This window comes from Pseudoalteromonas sp. SG44-1 (genome assembly GCF_014164315.1).
Classification (GTDB): Bacteria; Pseudomonadota; Gammaproteobacteria; order Enterobacterales; family Alteromonadaceae; genus Pseudoalteromonas; species Pseudoalteromonas rhizosphaerae.
The window spans coordinates 1-7579 of sequence record NZ_JACJEW010000097.1; the positions used below are offsets into that span (position 1 = coordinate 1).

General features: G+C 38.9%; 6 protein-coding genes and 2 pseudogenes. 6 read left to right on the forward strand and 2 right to left on the reverse strand.

Annotation, left to right across the window (positions count from 1 at the left end; genetic code table 11):
• Positions 1-123: 123 nt before the first annotated feature.
• Positions 124-795, reverse strand: a pseudogene (locus H5187_RS22185) (hypothetical protein); the annotation flags it as partial.
• Positions 796-983: 188 nt separating this feature from the next.
• Between H5187_RS22185 and H5187_RS22190 the strand changes: the two are divergent.
• Positions 984-1232, forward strand: a complete 249-nt coding sequence (locus H5187_RS22190) for a hypothetical protein (RefSeq protein ID WP_182740141.1) — start codon at positions 984-986, stop codon at positions 1230-1232.
• 70 nt (positions 1233-1302) lie between these two features.
• A pseudogene (locus H5187_RS22195) lies at positions 1303-1443 on the forward strand (delta-class carbonic anhydrase); the annotation flags it as partial.
• Positions 1444-1480: 37 nt separating this feature from the next.
• On the opposite strand, the gene H5187_RS22200 reads toward H5187_RS22195, so the two are convergent.
• Positions 1481-2842: an MFS transporter gene (locus tag H5187_RS22200; RefSeq protein ID WP_182740140.1), complete on the reverse strand. Its 1362-nt coding sequence runs from the start codon at positions 2840-2842 to the stop codon at positions 1481-1483.
• Between the two features lie 324 nt (positions 2843-3166).
• Between H5187_RS22200 and H5187_RS22205 the strand changes: the two genes are divergently transcribed.
• From H5187_RS22205 to H5187_RS22220, 4 genes are all read left to right on the forward strand, one after another.
• Positions 3167-3496, forward strand: a complete 330-nt coding sequence (locus H5187_RS22205; RefSeq protein WP_259400172.1) for a membrane lipoprotein lipid attachment site-containing protein — start codon at positions 3167-3169, stop codon at positions 3494-3496.
• Between the two features lie 59 nt (positions 3497-3555).
• Positions 3556-4617, forward strand: coding sequence for a YCF48-related protein (locus tag H5187_RS22210; protein WP_182740139.1), 1062 nt, complete (start codon positions 3556-3558; stop codon positions 4615-4617).
• A gap of 178 nt (positions 4618-4795) precedes the next feature.
• Positions 4796-6679 carry a CocE/NonD family hydrolase gene (locus H5187_RS22215; RefSeq protein WP_259398791.1) on the forward strand — a complete coding sequence of 628 codons (1884 nt, stop codon included), beginning with the start codon at positions 4796-4798 and terminating at the stop codon, positions 6677-6679.
• Between the two features lie 404 nt (positions 6680-7083).
• Positions 7084-7425 (forward strand): DUF6559 family protein, encoded by a 342-nt coding sequence (locus H5187_RS22220; RefSeq protein ID WP_182719565.1) that lies wholly within the window; start codon positions 7084-7086, stop codon positions 7423-7425.
• Positions 7426-7579 lie beyond the last annotated feature (154 nt).

Genomic DNA, 7579 nt, shown 5'->3' on the forward strand with positions numbered 1-7579 from the left:
TAGCTCTGTTGTTTTTAAGCGATTCATAAGATCACAAAACACCATGAATGTTCCCTCGCTTCCCACATTTTTTAATACTATTAGTTCATTGATATATAAAGGCTAATTCTGGGGATACTTTAGCATGCTAACGGTAACTATCATATCCACGTTATTCAGAGCGTAATAAGGGGCGAGTAGTTCTTCAATAATACCTTGATCAAAGTCTTCATAGCGAACAGGCACCATCACAGTATTTATTTCGGCACTGATACCTTGATAAGTAATTACTTGGCCGTCGAGTAATAATGCGGCCACACCGGATGGATTACTTTGATTGATGTTTCTATCCAGTAAGAATGGATCAAAGCCTGTTAGTAAAATCTTTTTGGTGGTGTTTTTAGAGTAGGCTAGGTCGGTGCGACCGCGACTGCCATTTTCTAACATTGTTAACAATGTGCTTTGCTCGGCAGTTGTTAATGCAAATTCAGGTTTTGTTGTACGGATTATTTTACTTGAAAGTAGGCGAGCCCAGTAAAGTGCTCTGTCATCGTAGCTTTTAGTGACGGTAATGTGTTGTTTGGCGTTGAGCCAGAGTTGGGTTGAGTAATCATGTAGTAAGTCAGTTGCCTGTTTAAAGTTTTTTAGGCTTTTCCAGCTTTGTTCAAATTGCGCGATATCCTCAGAAAATATATCTAAAACTTGTGGCATAGCGGTTGTGGCTTGCTTAATACGCAGCTCTTCAACCGTTGGGTTAGCGCTAAAAACAGAACCCGAAGAGAAGATTAAGCTTGCGGCTAAAAGTCGTTTGATCATGGTTTTCCTATATAAGCAGTTTTAATAGTTTCAATGCAAAGGCTACTATCTGATGTAGAGCGAGTAAGCGCAAATAAATACGTTGAGTATTGGGTCGTAACTCCCACCTTTAACGTTTAATCAGCCCCTAGAGCCTATTTTCATAAACTGTTATCCTTCACTCATTAAGTTATAACTGAGTAAACAGTATGATTAATGATAACGATGTAATTGACACCCTCGCAGAGCTAGAAGCTTTTTTATTACTGATTGATAATGGTGGATTGGGCTTAAAAAATATAGCCGGTGTGGCACTGGCGACCAATAATACCAATGGTCGCCCGTTTGTAGCTGTACTTGATGATAACTATAACTTGTTGTTAGGCCGCTGGGTTACAGATGATGTGTTTGAAAACGGTAAAGAGCTTGTTCGTAGTGGGCCTAAAAAGCTACATTAATTTTGGAAAAGCGATTGAAGGCAGCTATTAACTTACTTAGCTTGGGGGGCCCAGCCGAAGTGAGCTTAATTTATACTACATTCATTTTTATAAAAATGCGGAGCATAAAGGCGGGGAGTTTAAAACGTATGCGGGCAATGACAAAGGTCATCTTATAGGCTACCTTTCTGAGTGTAAATTATCAGCTGCTCAATTAAAGCAGGTAAATTGAAGCTGTTACCTGCTTTTGTAATATCGAAAATGAATCGCTAGTCTTTTAGTTCAGCTGTTTCGTTTTGCGTTTGAAAGTCTTTAAACAGGTCACCCTGTGGATCATCGGTATCAAAGACTGCATTGTTTTCTTCATATTCATCATCAATTTCATCGACCACCAACATTTGCTCGTGGGCAGTCGTTTCTTCTATTCGAGGATCCATGGTCGCAGCCAGTGGCGAGTTGGTAACGTCTGATGTGCCTACAACGTAATCACTCGACTCTGGTTGTTCTACTTTTTGTTTCGAATTAATGTAAGTGAGTAATAAGTACATTATCACCGTTAATAATGCGATGGAGGCATAAAGGGCTTGGTGACCAAAATAGGTCATAACTTGTGCATTGGCAGTTGAACCAAGTGCTGCACCGGCTCCAAAAACAACTAATAACGCAGATGACACGCCAACGCGCTCTTCATCTTCAACGCGTGAATTAGCTAAGGCTGAGGATAATGGATATAAAGTAAAGGCGAACAAGCCAAACATAAAAGTGAGTGCAAAGGCGAGTGTTTGCGTAATAGGTAGCAAAAATAAAGCCAAGCTAACTACACCAATCGCAACCGCATTGGTGCGGATCAATACGCTACGACGTATTTTATCCGACAATATCCCCATTGGCCATTGCGCGATCAGACCTGCAAAAATAGTTGCAGACATAAAAATGGCAATTTCTGACGAATTAAACCCAGATGACTTGGCAAATGTTGGTGCAAGGCCGTAAAAGCTGCCATTTATAATACCCGCAAAGTGAACAGCTGTAAGTGATTGCGGTACTTTTTTAAAGTAGTCAAACAGACTGACTTGAATTGGTTTTAATGGCTTGGGGTGAATCCTACGAGTGATTGAAATAGGAATAATGCCAATTGCCAGCGCCATGCACACTAAAAATAGTGGTGCATAGCCAAGCTCTGGGAATTCGGCTAATGCAAATTGACCTAAAATCATACCCAGATAAGAGGTGATCATATAAAACGAAAACACTCGCCCGCGAGACTCTGGTGCAGCTTGTTCGTTGAGCCAGCTTTCGAGCACCATGTAGTTACACATCATACCAAGGCCTACAAATAGTCGCAGGGCTAACCATAAATAAATATTATCGCTAACGCCGTGTGCTGCAACGCACGCTAAAACAGCGGCGGTACTGGCTGCAAAGGTCCTAATATGGCCGACCGATTTAATAAGGTGATAACCAAGCTTTGAGCCAAGCAACAAACCCATGTAATAACATGAGGTCATTAACCCGATCCAAAAGGTCGAGATGCCATTTTTCCCTAAATAGAGGGCTAAATAGGTGGTGAGTAAACCGGTGCCAATAATTAAAAATAGATTAGCAAAATACAGCGAAGGAAATGATTTCATTTAAATGCAAATAGTTAGCCTAGACAAGTTGATACTAGAGTAACTAAATGTATTTTCCAAGTAGTAAATGGGTAGTTAAGCCTTTCTACTATTAACTATATTCGGATAAGTATTGAGTACTAAGCATTTATTACTTGGTTTTTTAGCGAATGTTACGGTGACGCTTGTAGTAAAATAGACACGTTATGGTTGAGTGTGCAATAAAGTCACTCATCAATCTAATGGATACGCTATTACTATGATTTGTATTAATTTATCGATACACAAGTAGTAAGTGTGAGGTGTTTATTGCTACACTGAATTACCTAATTTAGCGAAGTCTCAATGAAACGAATGAAAAAAATAGTTATCACTTTATTTATTATGTTGGCACTGAGTGCTTGCAGTAAGCCAATACCCGCAGATAAGTTTGCTTATATAGGTTATTGGCAAGGTCCTGGCATGTATCTAGAAATACTCCCAGATGGAACTTTTGACTATCAACGAGGTGGAACTTCTATTTCATCATCCGTTGATGAGTTTGATGGCGATAATTTCTTAGTTGATATGCTTATAATGAATACAACTTTTGAGGTTTCGCAACCACCATTTTTTAGCGATGGGCAGTGGTCAATGGTTGTTGATGGAGTAAGATTAACAAGGACGGATGACTAACTTACTCTGCGTTTATGTTAACTACTATAAAATAAACTAATTGGTATCGGTGATTCATAATGATAATAACAGCGTTTCATAGCTTAACAGCGTTCTGTGTACTGACTTTTTTTGTGTTTAGCCACTTAGCTATTGCTCAGCAAGTTGATGGCTTTCAGCATACATTGATTGATGGTAAGCCTTCACTTCGTGGTTCGGCGATATTTGATCAATCGTTGTGGGTCACAGGTACCAATAATAGTGTATGGGTGAGCCAAGATGGCGGTAAACATTGGCATGATCGCAGTGTTAAAAGCAGCATAAATAATGACTTTCGTGATATTGCGGTGTTTGATACGCAAACCGCGATTGTAATGAGTGTTGGCTCAGGTAAACAGTCTTCATTATATAAAACAACAGATGCAGGTAAAAGTTGGCAATTATTGTTACAGAATCAGGATCAGGCAGGTTTTTTTGATTCAATTGCATTTTGGGATCAAGACAATGGTTTATTAATGGGTGATCCTGTCGATGGTTATTATGTAGTTAAACGTACACAAGATGGCGGCAAAACATGGACACGAACCGATAAAGTAAATTTACCTAGCTTAATACCTTCAGAGTCCGCATTTGCCGCCAGTGGTAATACACTCATTGTAGGAAAAGATAATCAAGCGTGGTTAACAACGGGTGGAAAGTCGGCTTCTGTTTATCACTCAAATGATGGTGGACTATTTTGGCTAAGGAAAAGTGTTCCTTTGTATCGTAGCGCGGATACTGCTGGTGGTTATGGTCTGGCTTTGAATAGTGATGATGATTTATTTGTTGTTGGTGGTGATTACCTGCAACGTGACAAAAACTATCCAAATATGGCACGGTATGACGTTATAAAAAATCGTTGGAAACATGTTAAATCGGGTGACCGTGGACTAAGAAGTGCGATGGCATGTAACGCATTCGCTTGCATTGCAACGGGTAAAACAGGCAGTGACATTTCATACGATCAAGGAAATACGTGGCAACCACTTGCTAATCCAAAATATGATAATACCGGTTATTTTACATTAAGCGCCAGTAATGCTCGTTTTTTATTTGCAGGTTCTGAGGGCAAAGTAGCTGTTTTAATAATACCGACTGAATAATTAGTTTGATTAAAGAGTCACTAGTGCTTAAAGGCTTTATTTTTCAGAGGTTATCGGCTTTTATCGCTGATTTAGCCTACTTTAGCGCGTTGTTATGGCATCACACTTTTGGCTATAGTAAGTTTAGATTGAAAATTCATCAATAAAAACATAGTTAAACTAACTATGAAGGTACTTTATGAAAAATAATAAAATGACAAAATTTATAGGGTTATTTTGCTGTTTAATTTTTGCAAGCTTCATACAAGCAGAAGAAAATAAGCAGGAAGATAAAAGAGCTGAATATATTCGCTCTCATTATGCTAAATACGAGTACCAAATACCAATGCGCGATGGTACTAAATTATTTACAGCGGTTTATGTACCTTATGATAAATCAAGTAAATATCCAATCATGATGCAACGCACGCCGTATCGTGTTGCTCCCTATGGTGTAGATAAGTATAAAGCCAAGTTAGGGCCCAGTGAGATTTTTGAAGAAGAAGGGTTTATTTTTGTTTTTCAAGATGTTCGCGGTAAGTTTATGTCTGAGGGTAGCTATGTAAATATGCGTCCTCAAGATGCCGGAGACAAAGGTGGTAAAGCGGTTGATGATGCAACCGATACTTACGATACCATTGACTGGCTAGTTAAAAATATCCCAAACAACAATGGCAAAGTAGGCATGTGGGGTACCTCTTATCCTGGTTACTACACGTCGGTGGCTGCAATTAATAGTCACAAAGCATTAAAAGCGATTTCACCACAGGCTCCTATTGCTAACTGGTTTTATGATGACTTTCATCGCAACGGAGCTTTTTCAACACCAATGGCATTTATCTTTTTCGATACCTTTGATAAACAACGGGAAGGTCAGTTTGCTTATTGGCCTGAAGGAATGGATTCTACAACACCCGATGGCTATGAATTTTTCCGTAAATTAGGCCCGCTTTCAAACGTAAATAAAAAATATTTTAATGGCGAGCGTCCTTTTTGGAATGAATTAACTGAGCATCCTAATTATGATGAGTTTTGGCAAAAGCGTGATGTTTTGCAACATCTTGATAATGTAAAGCCAGCGACACTAATTGTCGGTGGGTGGTATGACACTGAAGACTTGTATGGGCCATTAGCGACCTATCAAAAAATGTCTAAGCACAATAAAAAAGATAATGTACATATCATTATGGGCCCTTGGTATCACGGTCAGTGGAATCGCGGAGAAGGCGACAAAATGGGCGAAGCTAATTTTGGCTTTGATACCAGTGAGTGGTTCCAAGAGCATATATTACTGCCATTTTTTAAGCATAATTTAAAAGGCACTAAAGAAGCGTCTTTAGCGAAAGCGACGATTTTTGAAACGGGTGCCAACAGATGGCGTGAGTTTGATACTTGGCCGCCAAAAGAAACGAGCGATGTGACGCTTTATCTTGGTAACAACGAGCAATTATTAACTTCAACAGATAAGCAAGGTGGTTCGAGCGATTATATTAGCGACCCTAATAAACCCGTGCCACACTCTGCACATACAAGTCGAGGTTGGGATCGACCTTATATGGCTGAAGATCAGCGTTTTACAGCTCGACGTACCGATGTATTAGTATTTAATAGTGATGTAGCTAAAGAAGATCAAACTATTGCAGGTGCTATAGATCTAAACTTGTATGTTTCTACCAGCCAAAGTGCAGCGGACTTTGTAGTAAAACTAGTTGATGTATTTCCTGGTATGGATGAATCCACTAACAAAGTTGATGAAGCCACAGGTAACCGCCACGAATTAGTTAGATGGGGCATTATTCGTGGTCGTTTTAGAGACAGCATGAGTGAGCCCAAACCATTTGAGGCAAATAAACCCACTTTAGTTAATTTTGAATTACTGGATGTTTTACATACCATTAAACGCGGGCACAAGTTACAGATTCAAGTTCAAAGTAGCATGTTTCCATTTATGGATATGAACCCACAAAAGTATGTTGATAATATCTTTAAAGCCAAGGCTGAAGATTTCGTAAAAGCGCAACATAAACTTTACCATAGTGAGCAATACCCAAGTTCGATTTCATTTAAAGTTATAGGGCACTAGTTAAATTGTAGCTACTGCTCTTGAATGAGAAACAAATAATAATTGCCAGCTGATAAATATGTTTATCAGCTGGTGGTTATTAACTGTAGTAGCACCTACCTGATCTTAAAGTTTTGACACACCGGTTTATATTTCATCTGATAGACAGTTGTGAGCTGTATGCAGATATTGGTATAAGTTAAATTTAGCCCCACCGCCATAAATATTTTAATTTTGCCCGATAACATTATTCACTGCTGTTTTGATGCAAAATAACAAGCCTTGATTTTAGCTATTTTAATTACTTGTTTACAAAGGTAATTATTAATAGAATTATCAGAGTATGTAATATAGGCCGTTTTGAGGTGTTATAAGCCACCAAAATGGTGTTCAATAAGACGTTAGGCGTAAAGGGAGTTTCAACAATGTTTGGTAAAAATTCAACGATTCGAAAGTATAAATACAAACTTCGTCCCGCATTAGCTAAAAGGTATGGCGGTTCAGCAACGTATGCCAAAGGTCAAGTTGATAAAACCATTGATGAAATGGGCTTTGATAAAAGGCATATTCATTATGCATATTTAATGTATTGTGATGTTGCAACTTTCAAAGCTAATACACCTGTTAATGAATCTAGCGAGTCAATGAACAATACAATTACTTCCGTAACTGGAGTTGGGCTTTTTGGTGCTCTATTTGGTTCTTCACATTATGGCGGAGGGGGTGATGGAGGTTTTTCTAGCAGCGACTCTGGTGGCGGTGACTAATTTATGCACAACACATATAGGCGCGTTACCGGAGTTTTTCAAGTTAGTTGTCGCCTCAAGTTAAATTTTATGCCGCCCGCATTTCTTCTTTTTTCTCAGGATTCAAATTTACTTCGTTTATCATTGACCAATCTCGTGACTTTCCTGACCAACG

Excerpts from the sequence above, each read along its gene's own strand:
- H5187_RS22215 (WP_259398791.1), top strand. The coding sequence starts at position 4,796 with ATGAAAAATAATAAAATGACAAAATTTATAGGGTTATTTTGCTGTTTA.
- H5187_RS22205 (WP_259400172.1), top strand. The coding sequence starts at position 3,167 with ATGAAACGAATGAAAAAAATAGTTATCACTTTATTTATTATGTTGGCA.
- H5187_RS22210 (WP_182740139.1), top strand. The coding sequence starts at position 3,556 with ATGATAATAACAGCGTTTCATAGCTTAACAGCGTTCTGTGTACTGACT.
- H5187_RS22190 (WP_182740141.1), top strand. The coding sequence starts at position 984 with ATGATTAATGATAACGATGTAATTGACACCCTCGCAGAGCTAGAAGCT.
- H5187_RS22200 (WP_182740140.1), bottom strand. The coding sequence starts at position 2,842 with ATGAAATCATTTCCTTCGCTGTATTTTGCTAATCTATTTTTAATTATT.
- H5187_RS22220 (WP_182719565.1), top strand. The coding sequence starts at position 7,084 with ATGTTTGGTAAAAATTCAACGATTCGAAAGTATAAATACAAACTTCGT.